This is a genomic window from Planotetraspora silvatica, from assembly GCF_016863315.1.
GTDB classification, from domain to species: domain Bacteria; phylum Actinomycetota; class Actinomycetes; order Streptosporangiales; family Streptosporangiaceae; genus Planotetraspora; species Planotetraspora silvatica.
The window spans coordinates 142,094-161,251 of sequence record NZ_BOOQ01000016.1 but is presented as its reverse complement, the minus strand read 5'-3'; the positions used below and the strand labels follow the sequence as shown (position 1 = coordinate 161,251).

The 19,158-nt window shown below is 70.1% G+C and carries 19 protein-coding genes; 13 read left to right on the top strand and 6 right to left on the bottom strand.

Translation table 11 applies throughout. The features are described 5' to 3' along the window. Positions 1-21: 21 nt before the first annotated feature. The 3 genes from Psi02_RS14115 (at position 22) to Psi02_RS14105 (ending at position 3,074) form a co-directional block, all read left to right on the top strand. Positions 22-675, top strand: coding sequence for a hypothetical protein (locus Psi02_RS14115; RefSeq protein WP_203974243.1), 654 nt, complete (start codon positions 22-24; stop codon positions 673-675). Between the two features lie 289 nt (positions 676-964). Next, positions 965-1,273 carry a WYL domain-containing protein gene (locus tag Psi02_RS14110; protein WP_203974242.1) on the top strand — a complete coding sequence of 103 codons (309 nt, stop codon included), beginning with the start codon at positions 965-967 and terminating at the stop codon, positions 1,271-1,273. 37 nt (positions 1,274-1,310) lie between these two features. After that, entirely contained in the window at positions 1,311-3,074 is a 1,764-nt protein-coding gene (locus Psi02_RS14105; protein WP_203974241.1) for an ATP-dependent nuclease, read from the top strand. Between the two features lie 121 nt (positions 3,075-3,195). On the opposite strand, the gene Psi02_RS14100 is transcribed toward Psi02_RS14105, so the two are convergent. Further along, a complete protein-coding gene (locus Psi02_RS14100; protein ID WP_203974238.1) occupies positions 3,196-3,975 on the bottom strand; it encodes an IclR family transcriptional regulator in 780 nt (259 codons plus the stop codon). An 88-nt stretch (positions 3,976-4,063) separates the two neighbouring features. Here Psi02_RS14100 and pobA point away from each other — a divergent pair, with 88 nt between their 5' ends. The 10 genes from pobA (at position 4,064) to Psi02_RS14050 (ending at position 11,288) form a co-directional block, all read left to right on the top strand. Continuing rightward, positions 4,064-5,236 carry a 4-hydroxybenzoate 3-monooxygenase gene (gene pobA / locus Psi02_RS14095; protein ID WP_203974236.1) on the top strand — a complete coding sequence of 391 codons (1,173 nt, stop codon included), beginning with the start codon at positions 4,064-4,066 and terminating at the stop codon, positions 5,234-5,236. Then, on the top strand, positions 5,233-5,976 hold the full coding sequence (locus tag Psi02_RS14090) for a CoA transferase subunit A (RefSeq protein ID WP_203974234.1): 744 nt from the start codon (positions 5,233-5,235) through the stop codon (positions 5,974-5,976). The genes pobA and Psi02_RS14090 overlap by 4 nt, the downstream gene beginning before the upstream one ends. Continuing rightward, on the top strand, positions 5,976-6,599 hold the full coding sequence (locus Psi02_RS14085) for a CoA transferase subunit B (RefSeq protein WP_203974233.1): 624 nt from the start codon (positions 5,976-5,978) through the stop codon (positions 6,597-6,599). Before Psi02_RS14090 ends, Psi02_RS14085 begins: the two co-directional genes overlap by 1 nt. Continuing rightward, positions 6,596-7,777 carry a thiolase family protein gene (locus Psi02_RS14080; protein ID WP_203974272.1) on the top strand — a complete coding sequence of 394 codons (1,182 nt, stop codon included), beginning with the start codon at positions 6,596-6,598 and terminating at the stop codon, positions 7,775-7,777. Before Psi02_RS14085 ends, Psi02_RS14080 begins: the two co-directional genes overlap by 4 nt. After that, positions 7,774-8,442, top strand: coding sequence for a protocatechuate 3,4-dioxygenase subunit beta (pcaH, locus tag Psi02_RS14075; protein ID WP_203974231.1), 669 nt, complete (start codon positions 7,774-7,776; stop codon positions 8,440-8,442). Before Psi02_RS14080 ends, pcaH begins: the two co-directional genes overlap by 4 nt. Then, on the top strand, positions 8,439-8,930 hold the full coding sequence (locus Psi02_RS14070; protein ID WP_203974229.1) for a dioxygenase family protein: 492 nt from the start codon (positions 8,439-8,441) through the stop codon (positions 8,928-8,930). Before pcaH ends, Psi02_RS14070 begins: the two co-directional genes overlap by 4 nt. Before the next feature lie 57 nt (positions 8,931-8,987). Continuing rightward, complete coding sequence (pcaD, locus tag Psi02_RS14065) at positions 8,988-9,767, top strand: 3-oxoadipate enol-lactonase (protein WP_239094875.1); 780 nt, start codon at positions 8,988-8,990, stop codon at positions 9,765-9,767. After that, positions 9,764-10,138, top strand: a complete 375-nt coding sequence (pcaC, locus tag Psi02_RS14060) for a 4-carboxymuconolactone decarboxylase (protein ID WP_203974226.1) — start codon at positions 9,764-9,766, stop codon at positions 10,136-10,138. The genes pcaD and pcaC overlap by 4 nt, the downstream gene beginning before the upstream one ends. A gap of 75 nt (positions 10,139-10,213) precedes the next feature. Further along, complete coding sequence (locus tag Psi02_RS14055) at positions 10,214-10,843, top strand: TetR/AcrR family transcriptional regulator (RefSeq protein WP_203974225.1); 630 nt, start codon at positions 10,214-10,216, stop codon at positions 10,841-10,843. Between the two features lies 1 nt (position 10,844). Then, entirely contained in the window at positions 10,845-11,288 is a 444-nt protein-coding gene (locus Psi02_RS14050) for an acyl-CoA thioesterase (RefSeq protein WP_203974224.1), read from the top strand. A gap of 40 nt (positions 11,289-11,328) precedes the next feature. Here the strand turns inward: Psi02_RS14050 and Psi02_RS14045 are convergent, their stop codons facing one another. From Psi02_RS14045 to Psi02_RS14025, 5 genes are all read right to left on the bottom strand, one after another. Further along, complete coding sequence (locus Psi02_RS14045) at positions 11,329-11,781, bottom strand: hypothetical protein (RefSeq protein ID WP_203974223.1); 453 nt, start codon at positions 11,779-11,781, stop codon at positions 11,329-11,331. A 167-nt stretch (positions 11,782-11,948) separates the two neighbouring features. After that, positions 11,949-13,496 (bottom strand): nickel/cobalt transporter, encoded by a 1,548-nt coding sequence (locus Psi02_RS14040; RefSeq protein WP_203974222.1) that lies wholly within the window; start codon positions 13,494-13,496, stop codon positions 11,949-11,951. Then, positions 13,493-14,785: a tetratricopeptide repeat protein gene (locus tag Psi02_RS14035; protein ID WP_203974221.1), complete on the bottom strand. Its 1,293-nt coding sequence runs from the start codon at positions 14,783-14,785 to the stop codon at positions 13,493-13,495. Before Psi02_RS14035 ends, Psi02_RS14040 begins: the two co-directional genes overlap by 4 nt. A gap of 56 nt (positions 14,786-14,841) precedes the next feature. Next, a complete protein-coding gene (locus tag Psi02_RS14030; RefSeq protein WP_203974220.1) occupies positions 14,842-16,224 on the bottom strand; it encodes a DUF4331 domain-containing protein in 1,383 nt (460 codons plus the stop codon). 208 nt (positions 16,225-16,432) lie between these two features. Next, entirely contained in the window at positions 16,433-19,114 is a 2,682-nt protein-coding gene (locus Psi02_RS14025; protein ID WP_203974219.1) for a glycoside hydrolase family 38 N-terminal domain-containing protein, read from the bottom strand. Positions 19,115-19,158: the final 44 nt, after the last annotated feature.

Here is a 19,158-nt window from a genome sequence, read left to right as displayed (position 1 = left end):
CCGTCGATGAGGAAGACGAACATGGATGCGTTCACGCTCGGCGTGGTGAGCTCCCTCCTCGCGACCGCACTCACCGTCGCGGGAGGCTGGGCCTTCTCCATGCGTTCCCGCCAGTGGCCGATCGCGCTCCTCTCCCGTCTGACGGGCCTGGGTGTACGTCGCGTCTTGGCACGTCAACGCCTGGCCTCTCAGGAACTGGAGGCTGAGTTGGCCCGTGCGCGGTGGGTGCGTGTCCTGGCTGGACGCGGGAACGAATTGACGCGCGATGGCTTCACCGCCGTCTGGGAAAACGCGGGCAGGGGTCTCGATTCTGTACAGGTGCTCCTGCCCGACGCCGACCTCGGCCCAGACTCCTGGCTCGCCAGGCGAGAGGGTGAGATGCGTCGCGTTGACTTTGGTTTCGCCCCGGGCCTGCTCGCCGAACAAGTACACATCAACGCTGCCTACATCAGTGAGATCGCCCGGCACCGCCCAAACGTCTCGCTGCGGTTCTATGACCTACCCAACGTGCATCGGGTCATCGTCACCGACGATGTCGCTTTCCTAACCATCTACCAGCATGCGGAGCACGGCCGGAACTCTCCCTGTCTCATCGCACGCCGCCCGGGTCTCATGTATGACTACGCCCTGCTCCTTTTCACGACAGCTTGGGAGCATGGCCGTCCGGTGGATTAACGCTGTCAATCCCCCCAAAGCGTGGAGACGGTCCTATGCCACAGCAGCCCTCAGCAGGGCCGTTGATGCTTGCCTCTTGATTGCCATCTGACGTTCGAACTCGATAGGCGCCCGGGGCCGGTGGTCGATGACCATAGGTGACCCAGATCGTGCGGGGCGCGAATGTTGCGAATTGTAATAATTCTGATGCTAATGGTGTATTTGTTACATAGTGAATCTGGTTTGACTCAAGTGATTGGCGTGTAGGACGATTTATTGGTTGTCGTTCTGGCGAGTTTGGGGGCCGTTCGTGATTGAAAGCGTACTTGTGCCCATCCGCACGGCTATCGCGGAGCGGCATCGCCTGGAGTTCTCGTACAAAGGGCTTCCTCGGACCGTGACGCCGTGGGCGCTCGGGATCACAAAGGACGGGGTGTGGCGAGTCCGCGCGGCTCAGGTCGGCGGGTTCTCCTCCTCGGGGAGGGCAGGCGACGACCTCCCCAAGCTCTTCGATGTCGCGGGCATGTCGGGCCTGGTGTTGCTGCCGGAGCACTTTGAAGTTCCGCTTCAGTACCGCCAGGACGACAGCGCGTTCGTACGGCTCGACATCCAGCTCTGAGGTATGTAACCCGTCCAGCAGATTCGCGGAGAGCGTCGTGCAGATCGAATCGTTCAGCGTCTCCGGATTCAGATCGTTGGCGGACGTCGCGGACATTCCGCTTCGCCGTCCCACGCTCCTGACCGGCAGAAACGATAGCGGCAAGACCGCAACGCTCTCCGCGCTGGCCTACTTCCTAGACGCGTACGGCCTGACCGCTGAAGATGTCAGAGCCGACGCGGGGCAGGTCATCGTGACGTGCGTGGGGCGGCTTTCCGAAGCGGAGCAGAAGGAGCTCGGCCTTGGGGAGGTGGTCCGCCTGCGCCGTCGCGGTGCCGTCGGCTCGCGGGCGATCTACGAGGTCGAACGGGAGGTGCCCCGGGAGCAGGCTTTGCGCGGTCTGGATGGCCTAACGCTTACGGTCCTGCGGGACCGCGCTGGCATGCTCGGGATCGAGCCCGACGGGCCCAAGAATGTGAAGGCCTCCTATCTCGGACCGCTCCAAGCGGCAGCTGCAGAGGCGGAGACCGTTACCGACTGGGCGGCCCTGGCGGATGGCGTGCTCCTGTTGCCCGAGTACTTCCACTTGGCCGGGGCTGAGGGCGGGAGCCTGAAGGCTCAGCTGTCCCAGGCGTTGCGGATCACCTACCGCCGAATCCTGGCGGATCCGGAACTCACCGAACGGGTGAAGGATCTTGAAACGGAGATCTCCGGAAAACTGGCCGTCGAGGTCGAGGATCTCTGTGCCCTTATTCAGGAGAGGTGTGACGGCTACGAGCGAGTGTCGATCCTGCCAACCGTCTCCTACAAGGACGCGCTGACGGATGTCCGAGTGATCGCCGAGCGCGACGGACACCCGGTGAACTTCGACAGCGTGGGGATGGGCCGCCAGCGCCAGCTCAACCTCGCGATCTGGGAATGGTCGAACAAGCAGTTGTCCACGACCATCGATGACAGCGCTGAGCGCGGAGTGATCATCACCTACGACGAGCCGGACACTCACCTGGACTACCTTCGCCAGCGGGACTTCATGGACTTGGTGCGGCTGCAGTGTGCGGCGCCGAACGTTCGAATGATGGTCGCTACCCACTCGGTAAATCTGATCGACCGCGTCGCCCTTGAGGATGTCGCGCACCTGACACTCCAGTGCAACGGCCAGACCGGCCTCGAACGTCTCGCGAATGACACCGAGGCGGGCGTCGGCCAGTTCGTCAGCCAGATCTCCGACGAGTTGGGGTTGCCTACCAGCGCTGTGCTCTTCGAACGCTGCTTCCTGCTGGTCGAGGGACCGACGGAGAAGGCCGCGTTTCCTCGCCTGTTCCACCTGGCAACCGGACGACGGCTCCAGGAAGCAGGGATCGTGCTGTTCGACGCGGGCGGAAACACCACGGTGCTGAAATTCGTCGGGTACCTCCGCGATATCAAGCGCGACGTCCATGTTCTCGTCGATCAGGACAGCAAGAGGGACCAGCGGAAAATCTTCGAGGAGGCGCGGTTGACCGCGCAGGGTGTAACCCCTGACCGGATCGACTACGTAGGCGACCCCAACGAATTGGAGGAACTGTTCACCGACGCTCAATGGGCGGCCACGGCCAATGACTCCTGGCCCCGCCAGGACCGCGGTCTCTGGACGCCCCGGGACATAGCCGACCTGCGGGCCAGCGGGAAGTTCAGCGACAAACTCTGTACGCTGCTCGGAACGGCTTCAGGGGCAAAAGTGAGCAAACCTGCTCTGCTTTCACGTCTTGTCCAGCGGATGACCAGCCGAGACGAGGTGCCCGACGCGCTGGTCGAAATCTTCGAGCGACTGGCCGCAGCCTGAGCTGCAGATCGTGCTATTAAGACATGGCGCGCAGCTGATCGACGCCTGCCACGGCGATCTAATAGGCATCGTTATCAGAGCTACCTTGAGTGGTCACTGACCGCCTGGGCTAATCGCGCCGTTACTGGCGGGGCCGCGCCGGCGGAGCGACGGCGGTGTGGTAGGCCCGGGCGATGCCGTCGGTGGCCGTCAGAAGCGGGTCGACCAGACGCGGCAACTCCCGCACACGCCGCGATGAGACGACGATCCCGACCGCCGCCACCGGCACGCCGTCCGCGATGATCGGCGCGGCGGCGGAGCACGAGCCGAGCGTCATCTCCTCATGCGTGATGGCGTATCCCCGGGCGCGGATCTGGGCGAGCTCGCGCGACAGCCGCCCCGGCTCGGTGACCGTGTGCGGGGTGAACCGCTCCAGCGGACGCGACAGGAAGGACGTCACGAACCAGCCGGGCTCGAACGCGAGGAGCGCCTTGCCGACTCCGGTGCAGTGCATGGGCAGGCGGCCTCCGGTGTGCGAGACGATCGGCACCGCGCGCTTGCCGAACACCCGGTCCACGTAGAGCACCTCGACACCCTCGCGGATCGCCAGGTGGACGTTCTCCCCCGTGCTGCCGAACAGCTCCTGCAGCCAGGGATGCGCAACCGCCTGCAAGGAGTCGGGGGCGAGTTGCCCGAGCTCCCACAACCGGATCCCGATGTGGTAGCTCCCGTCCGCCGTGCGGCGCAGCGCCTGCCACTCCTCGAGCTCGCCGACCAGCCGGTGGACGGTGCTCAGGGCCATCCCGCTGCGGGACGCGATCTCGCTCAGCGTGAGCCGGGAGTGATCGACGTCGAAGGCGTCGAGGATGGCCAGGACGCGCGAGGTGACCGAACGTCCCGGATCGCGCGCGCCCCCGGCCATCCGCCTCACCACCGAAAATCGTTCGGGCAATTCCACTGAGTAGAAGGAAAGACTACGCTCCACCCCCGCGCTCCCGAATGCTCGTCTCATGCGAACCAAGGTCGGGATCATCGGAGCGGGGCCGGCGGGCCTGCTGCTCTCCCACCTGCTCCACATACGCGGCATCGACTCGGTGGTGCTGGAACGCCGCTCACGCGCGTACGTGGAGCAGCGGATACGGGCAGGCGTGCTGGAACAGGGCACGGTGGACACCCTCGTCGCCTCGGGGGTGGGCGAGCGCCTGCTCAGGGAGGGGCTGCCCCACCAGGGCATCGAGTTGCGGTACGGCGGCGCGGGCCACCGGATCGCGTTCGAGAAGCTGGTGCCGGGACGGGCCATCACGGTGTACGGCCAGCAGGAGGTCGTCAAGGACCTGATCGCCGCCCGGCTCGCGGCGGGCGGAGACGTCCGGTTCGAGGTCGACGACGTGGCCGTGCACGACATCGGCACGGGCAAGCCGTACGTGACCTTCGGCGACGAGCGCCTGGACTGCGACGTCATCGCGGGGTGCGACGGCTTCCACGGGGTCTGCCGGCCCTCGATACCCGAAGGGACGCTGACCGAGTTCCGGCGCGACTACCCCTTCGCCTGGCTGGGCATCCTGGCCGGGGTCACCCCGTCGGCGGACGAGCTCATTTACGCGCGCACCGACCGCGGCTTCGCCCTGCACAGCATGCGCTCCCCCGAGATAAGCAGGTTCTACCTGCAGGTGGCGGCCGACGACCACATCGACGCGTGGCCGGACGAGCGGGTCTGGGCGGAGCTCAAGGAGCGCCTGGAGACCGTGCCGGGCTTCACGCTCGCCACCGGCGAGATCATCGAGAAGGGGATCACCCCGATGCGCAGCTTCGTGGCCGAGCCCATGCAGTACGGCCGGCTCTTCCTCGCGGGGGACGCCGCGCACATCGTGCCGCCCACCGGGGCCAAGGGGCTGAACCTCGCGGTGGCCGACGTGCGGGTGCTGACCGAGGCGCTGGCCGCCTACTTCGACGACGGCTCGACCGGCCGGCTGGACGACTACTCCCGTGCCTGCCTCACGCGGGTGTGGCGGGCCCTGCACTTCTCCTGGTGGATGACCACGCTGCTGCACACCATCGACTCCGACGACGAGTACGGCAGGCGGCTGCAGACCTCCCATCTCGACTACGTGACCACCTCGGAGGCGGCGGCCACGACGCTCGCGGAGAACTACGTGGGCCTGCCGTACGGGGAGGAGGGATGAGCAAGCTGGTGGCCGGAGCCCATGAGGCCGTGGCGGACGTCGGCGACGGCGCCTCGCTGGCGGTGGGCGGCTTCGGGTTGTCCGGCGTGCCGTCCGTCCTCGTCCACGCGCTGCTCGAACGCGGCGTCACCGGCCTGCACGTCGTCTCCAACAACTGCGGCACCAACGGACGCGGGCTCGGCGAACTGCTCGCGGCCGGCCAGATCGCCCGCGTGACCGGCTCCTACGTCGGAGACAACAAGGAGTTCGCCCGGCAGTACCTCGCGGGTGAGGTGGAGTTGGAGCTGATCCCGCAGGGCACGCTGGCCGAACGCCTGCGGGCGGGCGGCTGCGGCATCCCCGCCTTCTACACGCCCGCGGGAGTGGGCACGCTCGTCGCGGAGGGCGGGCTGCCCTGGAGGTACGACGCGGACGGCGGCGTCGCGGTCGCCTCCCCTCCCAAGGAGGTCCGCGAGTTCGACGGAACGCCCTACGTCCTGGAGCGCGCGATCGTCACCGACTTCGCGCTGGTCCGCGCGTGGAAGGGCGACGTGCACGGCAACCTCGTCTTCCACGCCTCCGCGCGCAACTTCAACCCGCTGGCCGCGATGGCGGGACGCGTGACGATCGCCGAGGTCGAGGAGATCTGCGACCTGGACCCCGGCGAGGTGCACCTTCCCGGGGTGTTCGTGCAGCGGGTGCTCGCCCTCGGCCCCGAGGAGGCGGCCGACAAGCCGATCGAGAAGCGGACGGTGCGCTGATGTCCTGGAGCAGGGAGCAGATGGCGGCCCGCGCGGCCGACGAACTGCCCGACGGCGGCTACGTCAACCTCGGCATCGGCCTGCCCACGCTCATCCCCGGCCATCTGAACGGCAGGCCCGTCGTCGTCCATTCGGAGAACGGCGTGCTGGGCGTCGGGCCCTACCCGGAGCCGGACGAGGTCGATCCCGACCTGATCAACGCGGGCAAGGAGACCGTCACGGTGCTCTCCGGAGCGTCGTTCTTCGATTCCGCGTTGTCGTTCGGCATGATCCGCGGAGGGCACATCGACGTGGCGGTGCTCGGCGCGATGCAGGTGTCGGCCCGGGGGGATCTGGCCAACTGGGCGGTCCCCGGAAAGATCGTCAGGGGAATGGGCGGGGCGATGGACCTCGTCCACGGCGCGAAGAAGGTGATCGTCCTCATGGAGCACACGGCCAGGGACGGCACACCCAAGATCGTGCCCGAGTGCACGCTCCCCCTGACGGGCCGGGCCTGTGTGCACCGGATCATCACCGACCTGGCCGTCGTCGACGTGACCGGCGAGGGGCTGCGCCTGGTGGAGACCGCCTCCGGGGTCACGGCCGAGGACGTACGAGCGAAGACGGGAGCCGACCTGTGGTGACAGACGTCTACATCGCGGCCGCGGTCCGCACGTCGATCGGCAGGTACGGCGGGGCGCTCGCCGGGGTGCGCCCCGACGACCTGGCCGCCGACGCGATCCGCGCGCTGCTGGACCGGGCCCCCGGTCTCGACCCGGAGAGAATCGACGACGTGGTCTTCGGCGCGGCGAACGGCGCCGGCGAGGACAACCGCAACGTGGGCCGGATGGCCGCCCTGCTGGCCGGGCTGCCCGTCTCCGTGCCGGGCGCCACCGTCAACCGGCTCTGCGCCTCGGGCCTCGAGGCGGTCGTCCAGGCGGCCAGGGCCGTGGCCTGCGGCGACGCGTCCGTCGTGGTGGCGGGAGGCGTCGAGTCGATGAGCCGCGCGCCCTGGGTGCTGCCCAAACCCGAGCGCGGTTTCCCCCGCGGGCACGAGCAGTTGTACTCCACGACGCTCGGCTGGCGGATGGTCAATCCCCGGATGCCGGAGCAGTGGACGGTCTCCCTCGGCGAGGCGACCGAGATGCTCGGGAGTCGGTACGGCATCAGCCGCGACGCCCAGGACGCCTGGGCCGCGCGCAGCCACCGGCTGGCCGCCGCCGCGTGGAAGGACGGCCTGTTCGGCGCCGAGGCCGTCGTCCCGCAGGACGGCCTGGACCGCGACGAGTCGATCAGGGAGGACACCTCCCCCGAGGCGCTGTCGCGACTCAGGCCGGCCTTCGCCCCCGACGGCACCATCACGGCGGGCAACTCCTCGCCGCTGAACGACGGCGCCGCCGCCCTGCTGGTCACCGACTCCGACGGCCTGGCCGAGCACGGCCTGCGGCCGCTCGCCCGCGTGGTGTCGACCGGTGTCGCGGGCACGGACCCGGTCGACTTCGGCATCGGGCCCGTCCAGGCCGTCGCCAGGGCCCTCGGCCGGGCGCGGATCGGCCTCGGCGATCTCGACGCGGTCGAGCTCAACGAGGCGTTCGCCGCGCAGGTGCTCGCCTGCCTCGCCGAGTGGCCCGACCTCGACCCGGGGGTCGTCAACCCGCAGGGCGGGGCCATCGCGCTCGGGCACCCGCTCGGCTGCTCGGGCGCCCGGCTGGCCGGAACCCTGGCGCACCAGCTGTCCCGCCGCGGCCGCGGCTTCGGCGTCGCCACGTTGTGCGTCGGCGTCGGGCAGGGACTCGCGCTCGTCCTCGAAGGAACCTCATGACGCACCCCCCTTATCTGAGTCCCGCCTACCGCAGCACCCTTCTGCGGGCCCCCTCCCGGCCGCCTCTGCTACTCAAGGCCGATCCGGACACGATCGAGCTGACCAGCCCCGTGTTCGGCCATCACGAGGTTGACGAACACGAGGCGGACCTCACCCGGCAGCACTCCGGTGAACCCCTGGGCGAGCGCATCATCGTCTCCGGCCGGATCCTCGACGCCGCGGGCCGCCCGATCAGGAACACGCTGGTGGAGATCTGGCAGACCAACGCGGCCGGACGCTACGCCCACCCAGTCGACCGGCACCCCGCGCCGCTCGATCCCAACTTCACCGGCGCGGGACGCTGTCTCACCGACGACGACGGCCGCTACCGCTTCGTCACGATCAAGCCGGGCGCCTACCCCTGGCGCAACCACCACAACGCCTGGCGCCCCGCCCACATCCACTTCTCCGTCTTCGGCACCGCGTTCACCCAGCGCCTGGTCACGCAGATGTACTTCCCCGGCGACCCCCTGTTCCCCTTCGACCCGATCTTCCAGTCGGTTCCCGGCCCCGCCGCCCGCGAACGGCTGATCGCCGCGTTCGACATCGACGCGACCGAGCCGGAATGGGCACTCGGCTACCGGTTCGACGTCACGCTGGGACGCACCCCCGTGGAGGACTCATGACGACCCCGTCCCAGACGGTCGGTCCCTTCTTCGGCTACGCCCTGCCGTACGAGCGGGGCTGGGAACTCGTGCCCGAGGACCACGCCGGGGCGATCACGGTGACCGGCCGGGTGCTCGACGGCGCGGGCGAGCCGGTCCCTGACGCGCTGCTGGAGTTGTGGCTGGGCGAGACGGGGACCCGCGGCGCACTCGACCGCCGGGGCCCCGGCGCGTCGGGCTTCGGGCGCTGCCCCACCACGCCGGACGGCGGCTATCGGTTCCGTACGGCCCGGCCCGCCACGCCGTACCTCGCGCTGCTGGTCTTCGCCCGGGGCCTGCTCCGGCCGGTGATGACCCGCGTCTACCTCGAAGACGTGCCGGACCCGTTGCTGGACTCCCTCGAACCGGCCCTGCGGGCGACGCTGGTCGCGCGGGCCGAGGGAACCGGCACCTACCGGTTCGACGTCCGGCTGCAAGGCGAAGGGGAGACGGCCTTCCTTGAGTTCTGACCTTCGTTCCACCGGCACGGCGCACCCCGGCGACGGCCGGCGGACGGGAACCACATGATGCTGCACCACCGTTTCGACGGACCGCCCGACGCCCCTGTCGTGGTCCTCGGCCCCTCCCTCGGAACCTCCCTCGCCCTTTGGGAGCCCCAGCTGCCGGCGCTCACCCGCCGCTGGCGCGTGCTGCGCTACGACCTGCCCGGGCACGGCGACTCCCCCACCCCCGGCCTCACCATGGACGGCCTCACCATGGACGGCCTCACCATGGACGACCTCGCCGGGATGGTCCTGGCCGTCCTCGACCGGCACGGCCTGGACGTGGTGGCCTACGCGGGCGTCTCACTGGGCGGGGCCATCGGCACCACGCTCGCCGTCGCCGCGCCCGGCCGTGTCGGCAGCCTCGTCCTCTGCTGCACCTCCGCGTTCTTCGGACCGCCGGAGCCCTGGCGGGAACGGGCCGCACTCGTGCGGCGCGAGGGGATGGAGCCGGTCGCCCGGGCCACCGCGGCCCGGTGGTTCACCCCCGGGTTCGCCGGGGCCGAGCCGTACCTCGCCATGGTGCGCCGCGCGGATCCGGAGGGATACGCCGCCTGCTGCGAGGCGATCGGCGCCTTCGACGTACGGGACCGGCTGGGCCTGGTCCAGGCGCCGACACTGGTGATCGCGGGAGCCGAGGACCCCGCCACGCCGCCGGACCACGCACGTGTGCTCGCCGACGGCATCCCGGACGCGGACCTCCTCGTGATTCCTGAGGCCGCGCACCTCGCCAACGTCGAGCGGCCCGACGTCGTCACCGGCGCGCTCACCGCCCACTTCGAATCCCCCTGGAGGACCCCATGAGCTCGTACGACGAGGGCGAGAAGGTGCGGCGCGAGGTGCTGGGCGACGCACACGTGGACCGCGCGGCGGCGGCCACGACCGGCTTCACGGCCGATTTCCAGGACCTCATCACCCGCTATGCCTGGGGCGAGATCTGGACCCGCCCGGGCCTGGACCGTCGGACCCGCAGTTGCATAACGCTCACCGCGCTGGTGGCACGCGGTCACCTGGAGGAACTGGCCCTGCACGTGCGGGCGGCACTGCGCAACGGGCTGACCGCCGACGAGATCAAGGAGGTCCTGCTGCAGACCGCCGTCTACTGCGGCGTCCCCGCGGCGAACTCCGCCTTCGCCGTCGCCCAGCGCGTCCTCGCCGAGGACGGAGACGTCTAGACGTCCACCTCCCGTCCACTCGTGCCCGCGAAATATTAGCGACCGGTCGGTCATATTGTTTGGTAGGGTCCGGGTGTGATCGACGGACGACTTGTGCGCGGGGAACGGACCCGGCAGGCGGTGCTCGACTGTGCGGTCTCCCTGGCCTCGGTGGAGGGCATCGACGGCCTGTCCCTCGCCCGGCTCGCGCAGACCCTCGGTGTCAGCAAGTCAGGATTGTTCGCCCATTGGCCGGATAAGCAGCGGCTCCAGCTCGCGATCGTCGAGCACGCCCGGCAGCAGTGGATCGAAGAGATCGTCCGGCCTGCGATGGACTCCCCCGCGGGCCTGCGGCGCCTGTGGGCCCTGCACGAACGGCGCATGGCCTTCTACGAGGCCGGGACGCTTCCCGGCGGCTGCTTCTTCGCCGCCGTCGCCCCTGAGCTCGATGACCGTCCGGGCCCCGTCCAGGATGCCGTCGCGCTGGCCAACGACGCCTGGATGGACCTCCTGGAGAGGGTCGCCGCCCAGGCCATCGAAGTCGGAGAGATGCGACCCGGCACCGACGTCGGCCGGCTCGCCTTCGAGATCCAGGCGCTCGGCGAGGCCGTGGTGGTCCACAGCCATCTCCTGCGCCGCGGCGACAGTTACGCCTACTCCCGCGCCGCCGTCCTCGACCGGCTCCGCGGGCTCGCAACCGATCCCAGCATCCTCCCGGAGGCCTGACATGACCGCCACCCTGCGGATCGGGCACGTACAGCCCGTCCAGATCCACTTCGAGGACCTCGACGCGATGGGCGTCGTCCACAACGGCCGCTACGTCCTGATCCTGGAGCGCGCGCTTTCTGCCTACTGGGCCGACCGCGGCTGGCCGTTCGACCCAGCCCAGCCGCACTTCGCGGACGTCTTCTTCGTCGTCCGCGAGTTCGCCATCAGTTACCAGGTCCCGGTCACCACCGTGGGCGAGGTCGTCGTGCACTTCTGGGTCGAGCGTCTCGGCACGACCAGCGTGGTGTACCGCTTCCGCGTCCTGTCGGCCGACCAGACCGTCGTCCATGCCGAGGGGCGGCGCGTTCAGGTGAAAATCGACATGGTGACGCTGCGCCCGAGCCCGATCGGCGAGGACGTACGCCAGGCGATCATTCCTCTGCTCGACACCTCGCGATCCTGACGGGCTCTCACCGGAGTCCGGATCGCACCCCACCCGGGCCTCAGGAATCTTCGTCCTGGAACTCGAAAGACAGCTCGACGTACCCGTTCGGCGCATCGGGCGCCGTGATGGGCGAGAGGACCCACGCCATGACGGTCCGATCTCCGACCTTCCTCTTCACGACGGGGCTGTCGTCGAGGAAACGGGCACGTTCCTCCGCCGACAGGTCGCTCCACCCCTGTCTTTTGAGTTCGCCGATCACATCGGTGTAGGAACGCACGTGCCGGACCGTCACATCGGCCCATACGCCCTGCCCGTCCTCGTCGCACTCGGAGCCGTTCTGGATCGCGCCGACCGACATGGCTCCCAGGCTTTCCGGAACCGCCGAGGCGAGTTGTGAGTGCAGCCGGCGGATGTCCGCCTCCGACCACGAACACGCGGAACACGCCACCGGCAGAAGACCCGTCGCCACCAGAAGCACGGCCTTCGCCGTCCGGAGGGCTCGGATCAGCATGCGGACGCCGGGTTCGCCCGTACCGAGGACAGGGACCGGGACAGGCGCACGTCGAACCCCCACAAGATCAGCCGAAGAGACGGCCCGATCCTAGGGAACGGCACCGTCCACGTAAACAGTCGGAACGCGGCCGCCGGCATTGTGCCGGCGGCCGGATCTCCAGCGGGTCAGGCGGTTCCGGTGAGGCTGCGTACGGCGAGGCCCAGGCCGAGCACGATGACCACGCAGGCGGTCGCGATCGGCGCCAGCACCGACCAGCGGGCCGCCAAGCGGCTCCGCACGGCGATGCGGTCGAGCGATCCCGCCAGCCTGACCAGGAGCAGTCCGCTGGCGGTGAGGGAGGCGGCCATCCCGATGCCGTAGGCGAGCACGAGGGCGATCCCGAACCAGGTACGGCCGAGCGCGATCGCGCCGAGCAGGACGACGAGTGCCGAAGGGCTGGGCACCAGGCCTCCAGCCACTCCCATGCCGACCAGCCCGCCTCGCGATCGCCCCTTTTTGACGGGAGCGACTCGCTCCCGCTCCAGCAGCGCCACCTGGCCGCCCTCGCGAGTCTCGTGCCCATCGCCGTGCTCATGGCCATGTCCGTGCTCATGGCCATGTCCGTGGCCGTGGCCGTGGCCGTGGCCCTGGGGCTCATCGCCGTGCCGGGCGTTCCACGCGGACCTCAGGAGACCCGCGCCGACGACGGTGATCAGCAGGCCGCTCGCCAGGCCCAGCCAGCCGAGTACGGATTCTCCGGTGAGGGTGGAGAAGACGGTCAGCAGCAGTCCGGCGACGAGAACGCCGAGCGTGTGGGTGACGGTCACGGTGGCGCCGATGACCAGCGCGTCACGTGGGCGCCCCCTCCGCCCGGCCAGATAGGCGGCCATGATGGTCTTGCCGTGCCCCGGAGCGAGAGCGTGACCTGCGCCGAGCAGAGCGGCGAGGACGACGGCCAGCAAGCCCAGTGGCACGGTCAGGGAGCCGGTGCCGATCAGCCTGGTGAAGGTGCCGTCCAGGGCGGCCAGCGCCTTCTCGACCGGCCCGCCGGGCACCAGCGGCGACGCGACCGCCACGGATCCGGCCCCGGGAGCGACGGCCAGCTCCGCCGTGCGCTGGTCGAGCGGACTGGCCAGCAGGTCGCCCGGATAGCCCCGCAGTTCGCCGCTGACGCTGGTGCCGGGAACCGACGACCGTGCCAGCCGGACCCCGCCCGAGGACACCGCGGTGATCTCCCGCCAGCCCAGCCGGTCGGCGAGGAAGCCGTCGCTGAACCCGACCTTGCCCTCTGTGGCCACGGACGCCGTCAGCCGGCACGTCAGGCGGCTGACCTGCAGCCCGCCCTGCCCCGGCTCGTAAACGAAGCGGGCCTCGGAGATCCGCCACGGCGTGGCGGTGGCGTTCACCGTCAGGCGCTGCGCGGCGGCGAGTTCGCCGCAACGGGCGGTGCCGTACGACGATCGTTCGGCGTCGGAGACCGTTCCCGACCGGTCGGTGTCCACCGTGGAACGGGCCTGAAGGGTGGGCAGTTCGGCGCTGTCCACGATCGCCAGGTTCTCCACCCGGTCCGGAGCGATCCGCAGGCCGTCGTAGTGATTGACGGTGAAGTTGCCCAGGGGGTGCATGATCGCGGTCCTGGCGGCGGCGGGCCTCGCGGGCAGCAGCACCGTCACGCACACCGCCATCCCGGACACGGCCGCGGCCGCCGTCCTGACGGCCCTTCCGAGCATCATGAGAACCTCGCCAGCGCGGGAAGATCGGGTGAGAAGGAGGGGTCGGCGTCGCGGACCCCGGCCGCGGATCTGCGGGCTTCCTCGTCCATCCCGAGCGAGCGCTCGATCTCCGCGCGGTGATGATGGAGCAGCGCGTTGCGCCAGCCGGTGGCGGTGGCCGCCCGGGCGTACGGCAGTGCCTCCTGGTCGTGGCCGTCGCGGTGCAGGGCCCAGGCCAGGGCGTCGGCGGCGACCACGTTGGGATTGCGGGCGTACTCGGCCCGGGCGTGTTCCACAGCGAGCGCGGGAGAGCCGTGATCGGCCTCGTACTCGGCCCAGGTCAGGTCGTCCTTGACCCCGGACGCCTTCATCAGGTCCCGCTGCGCGCGCAGCAGCGCCCACTGGTCCTCCGGGTCCCTGCCCGCCGATGACAGGACCTCGGCGTACTCGGTGACGTACTGGGCCAGCGGCAGCCGGGCGACCACGGTGCCGTAGAGATCGGCCGCCTCTGCCAAGCGGCCGCTGAGCGCGGCGGATCTGGCGGTTCCGGCGAGGGCCGGGGTGAAGTCGGGAGCGGCCTTCAGCGCGAGGCGGTACTGCTCGGTGGCACGCGTCAGATCACCGGAGTGCAGGGCCAGCTCGCCCAGGTAGTAGCGGCAGTAGGCGATGTCGGAGGGCGCGAAGGCGTCGTCGAGGGCGTGCTCCAGCATGCGGCGGGCCGTGGCGCGGTCACCACGGAGCTCGGCGTCGTAGGACGCCCGGGTGAAGGCCGCGACGCCGGGGTGCAGCGCCATCATCCTGTCGATCGCCCGCGTGGCCTCGCCGTACCGGCCGAGCTGGGTGTAGGCGTCGGCGAGCACCGCCTGGGCGCCCTGGCCGTACGGGTTGGCGGCCTCCGACAGCCGGGCCAGCCGTACGGCCTCGGCGAAGTCATGGCGGCCGGCGGCGAGCGCGGCCTGCCCGGCCAGCGCGGCGAAGTCGCCGGGGCGCAGTGCGAGGGAGCGGGCGAGCGCCTGCTCGGCCCGGGGGTAGAAGGACGGGTCGGCGGTCAGGCGTGCCTGCTGGACGTAGGCGGAACCGAGCTGGGCCCAGGCCTGGTAGTCGCGGGGCAGGCGCTGGAGCCGGGTGGTGAGTGCCTGGATCGTCGCCTTGACCGAGGTGGCGGAGACCGGGAGCTCCCCGGCGGCCTGAGACGTGCCGGTGACGGCGGGTGACGGCCGCTCGCCGGGGATGAGGGCGGCACCCAGGGTCAGGACGACGGCCGTGCCCAGCACGGCGGCGGCGATCCGGACTTTCGCGGAAGTCTTCACGATGATCCCCTCAGGACCGGGCGCGGGACCCGGGAGGCCGGGTCCCGCGCGTCGGATCAGCCGGCGTTGACGGACGTGGTGCCGGGCAGCGGGATGTACGGGAACTGCACGCTGAACGGCCTGTCGTTCTGGTTCACCTTGTCGCCGGCGGCCAGGGCGCCGACGAGCTTGCCCGTCTGAGCGGCGCCGGCCATCGCCTGGAGGGCGATGTCGATCACGTCGTCTCCGAGGCGTCGGCCGTTGGGGAAGCCCTGCAGGTCACCGGCGAGAACGCCGAGCCGGTTCGGGCTCGCGGCGGGCGGGATGGCCATGTTCAGCCGCAACATCTCCGAAGGACGCAGCTTGCCCGCGTCCTTGTTGAGGATCTGCGAGTTGAGGTCGGCCTTGATCGGGCCGTTGGCCTTGGCGATGCCGGTGAGGAAGATCTCGACCAGGTCGCCCCGCGGGGTCTTGGGCGCCTTGAGGCCGTAGATGGACTGGAGCAGCTTCGGCACCTCGGGGTTGGTAACGCGCTTGACGACGGCCGGGACGTCCGCGTCCTTCGCCGGAGGCAGCGCGTTGAACGCGTCCTTCAGCGCCGCCGGGACGACGACCTCGTTGACCAGGGGCTGGCCCAGGCGGGAGACCTGGACGTAGCCCCTCGGGCTCCACTTGTCCACGGTCGACCAGACGCCGATGACCGGGTTGCGTCCGGCGTTCCCGCGCAGCGCGACGTCCTTCTTCGGGACCTGCAGGGCCAGGCTGTGCACGTTGTAGCGCTTGAAGGTGTCCTGGCCGACCTCGGACAGGTTGCCGCCGTAGAGCAGGTCGAAGACCCGCAGGTCGGCGAAGAACGCCTCGTCGGCCTGGCCGGCGAACGCCTTGCTGCCGCCGGGCAGCCACTTGATCGACTGCGCGCGCAGCACGGAGTACATCGGCATCGAGGCGGGTCCGCTGTTGCTCGGCGCCACGATCCCGTTGGAGACCAGGGTCCGCGTCCCCGCGTGCGTGATCTTCTTGAGCGTGTAACGCTGCTTGAACAGCAGGTTCTTGTCGGTCAGCGAGGTGACGGGGCCGTTGTTGTAGAGGAAGGTCCCGGTGCCGCGCCTGTCCTCGTTCCGGAAGACCCACTGGTAGGTGACGTCGGGCTTCGCGTCGCCGTCGTTGTCGATCTTGATGTTGTAGCGCGAGTTAGTGTCGAACTGGTAGAAGTTCGGCCCGCCGTTCGGCTCCTCGAACGGGATGAAGTTGGCCATCAAGGTGACGGTGTCGGGCCTGTCCGGGCTGACGAAGGCGTACACGTCGGTGTTGTCGTTCCGGGGGTCGCCCGCGATCATGGGTGCTTCGCGGTGTGAGGACGCCACGCCGGCCTCCGGCCGTAGCAGGGCGAGAGACGACACGGCCACCGCGCCCGTCAGGCCGAGGGCGATGAGGGTGCGCCGGTTGGTTCGCAGCTCCATTTGTCTGCTGGGTCCTTTCGGCTCCCGGCCACGTGAGTGGCCGGTCGGGGCTGTTCGGGAAAGGATCCGGCCGGATTCCTGTCTCCGATTCGTCGCCGTGCGACCCATGGATTGGCCCGATTTTCCGATATATCCGGACAGCAAACGGCCCCCGAACCCACGCAGGTCCGGGGGCCGTTCACCTGTCGCCCGATCAGGAATCGATCATCTAGTCGGCCAGTTGGACGGTGGCGATCTCCCAGGCGCGCAGGGGCAGACGGACGCCGCCGGAGCCGGCCTCGATCGAGTCGCCGGGGCGGCCACGGAGATCGGCGTACCGGGCGCGGGTGAAGGCACCCTCGATGACCGCCTCCGTGTCCGTGTCCGACAGGGCCACGACACGCAACTCCCGCCAGTCGTCCCTGGCACGCAGCGAGGTCATGGCGACTCCGTCGCCGGTGACCGTCAGGCCCGGGGCCGCCGGGGGCAGGTCGGCCGAGGTCGGGCCTGTGCCGGGCACCGCGAGCAGGTCGTGGCGGAAGGTCTCCGCCGCGGGCGGGACGGCCGCCCAGGATCCGCCGTACGGCATGAGCGCCAGGCCGACCGAACGCAGCCCCCGCACCTGGGCGGCCGGGGTCGCGAGCTGCGGCCCGGCGGGTTCAGGCCGCATGGCGTGGAGGTTACGCGACAGGAATCCGACCGAGCGCAGCAGCGTGAGCGCCAACTCGGTCCCGTCGTTCACCAGCTCGTACTCGGTGACATGCTCAAGCAGCGCCGCGACCCCTCCGGCGGCCACCCACGAGGAGGCGGGGAAGGTCGGCAACGGCTCCTCGCCGCACCCGCCCTCCGCGGTGAGGCCGCGGGTGACGACGGCGAACTGCCCCTCGGCATGCGAAGCCGTCGCCGGTGCGGGCAGCGGCACATGCAGCCGGACTCTATGGTCGGAACACCGGTTGTCGAACTCGACGTGGAGCCTGACGAACGGCTCACCCGCCCGGAGCTCGACCCGGGTGCCCACGACGATCTTCTCGGTGGCCTCGGCTCTCGACGCCGCGGGGATCTCCGGGACGCCCACCACACCATGGCCCGCGGCGGGCCAGCGGTAAGTGCGCACCACGTCGAACGCGGCCACCAGCGGCCCCGAACCGACGACCGACACCTCGACCGTTGAGGGCTCGGAGACGATCCGGTCGGTGGCCGGGGGCGCGTAGTTGTAGGTGTCCCCCACGTCGCCGCCGTCGACGACACGGCCCGCGCCCGTGAGCGTGGTGCCGTCCACGCCGGTGAGCGTCAAGGTGCCGTCGTCCGCCACCTCGACGCGGAGCAGCCCGTTGTCCAGGACCCGGTCGCCGGCGCGCACCCCGGCGAACGGGGCCGGCGTCCGGTGGGCGTCGCCGTGCGCCTGCGGCCGCACACTGGTGTGCCCCAGCGGCGGCGCCTCGACGAGTGCGGCCACGGTGCGGCGGGGCTCGGCGACGATGCGCACCCGGGTGACCCCGTCGAGCGCTTCCCGCACCTCGGCCACGTCGAACGCCGCCGAGGACACGTTCGCCACGGTGAAGGTGAGGGTGTCGCCGGCCACCTCCCAATCGACGATGTGCCGGCCGTACAGCTCGGTCCCGTGGATGAAGGTCAGCGCCGTGGCCGGGTCCATCTCGGCGTCGAGCAGAACGGTGGGCGCGTATTCCAGCGTCTGGGCGGGGACCGGGGCGCCTGTCGAATCGACCAGCGGGTCAAGCCCGGCCACGTCCATCAGCACGATGCCGCGCCGCCGGGCGGGCGTCGGGTTGACGACCAGCACGCCGTCCGCGGGCACCGCGGCGGCGAGCCCGGCCGTGACCATGTCGCGGACGGCCTGACCGAGGTGTTCGGCCTCGGCGATGCGAGCCGCCACCTGCTGGGCCGTGTCGTCGACGCCGCAGCCGGTCACCGAGTCGTGGCCGCTCGCGTCCACCAGCCGCCACCACGCCATGTCGAGGAAGCGGCCAGGCCAGCGGTCGCCCCACAGGGTGGCCAACGGCTCGGCATAGCGCTCCACCATCCGCTCCGCGCGGCCCATGGCCTGTTTGACGTGCGCGCGGACAGAGATGACGCCGGGCAGGATGTTGGCGCGGGCGTGGGACCGCAACTCGCCGGACACCCGGGGCAGCCCGTCCACATCCCCCGAATGGGCGCCGATGTAACCGGACAACGTGTCCATACGAGCGCCGATGCCGGCCACCATCTGCGGCAGGCCGCGGACCGGCGCGGAATGGTCGGCGCCGTACATCGCCAGCAGGGCGCCCTCGGAATCGTGCCACTCACGCATCCGCAGGGTGAAGTCCGCGGCCCGCTCGGCCAGGTGCGCGGGGTCCTCGAACAGGTGGGCGCCGTTGCCGTACCCCCCGATGGGCAGGTATTGGGTCCGCAACGCCGTACCGTCGGGGGCGACCCAGGCGAACGCGTCCGTCACCACGGACGACGGCACCCCCCGGTAGACGCACGCGTGCAGCAGGCCCGCTCGCTTCAGGATCTGCGGCATCTGCGCGACATGCCCGAACATGTCCGGCAGATAGCCCACCGGCATGGCCCCGCCGAGTTCGTCGGCCCGGTCCATGCCGAGTTCCAGATTGCGGATGATGTTCTCGCCCGAGCAGAGGAACTCGTCGAGCAGAATCTGCCACGGCCCCGCCGCGAGCCGCCCGGACTCGACCAGCGCGGCGATGCGGTCCCGATTCTCCGGCCGCACCTCCAGGTAGTCGTCGACGCAGGCAAGCTGCCCGTCAAGAGTGAAGTGATAGCCGGGCTCGCGCTCCATCGTGTCGAGCACCTCGTCGAGCAGCGCCACCAGCCTCAGGCGGAAGCGCTGGAACGGCTCATACCACTCGCGGTCCCAATGGGTGTGCGGGACGACGACGATCTCGGCGGTCATGCGGCCTCCCAGCCGATCGGGTCGAGGTCCTTGGCGCGCATCAG